This window comes from Streptomyces flavovariabilis (genome assembly GCF_000725785.1).
Taxonomy (GTDB): Bacteria; Actinomycetota; Actinomycetes; order Streptomycetales; family Streptomycetaceae; genus Streptomyces; species Streptomyces hawaiiensis.
Map to the genome: position 1 here is coordinate 1 of NZ_JNXD01000120.1, position 248 is coordinate 248.

The 248-nt window shown below is 66.5% G+C and carries 1 protein-coding gene; it reads right to left on the reverse strand.

Translation table 11 applies throughout. The annotated features are described in order from the left end of the window. Positions 1-248 (reverse strand): acyltransferase domain-containing protein (locus IO24_RS41825; protein ID WP_037670149.1); only part of this gene is annotated, 248 nt, incomplete at both ends.

Consider the following 248-nt stretch of genomic DNA (forward strand, 5'->3'; position numbering starts at 1 on the left):
CCCCCGCCACAAACGCGGCAGCCAGCTCACCGATCGAATGCCCCAGCAGCACATCAGGCGTCACACCCCACGACTCCAGGAGCCGGAAGAGAGCAACCTCCAGAGCGAACAGAGCCGCCTGGGTGTACACCGTCTGATCCAGCGCCGCCGCGTCCCCGAAGATCACATCCTTCAGCGGCCGGTCCAACTCCCCCTCGAACCGCGCACACACCGCATCGAACGCCTCCGCGAACACCGGAAACGCCCCA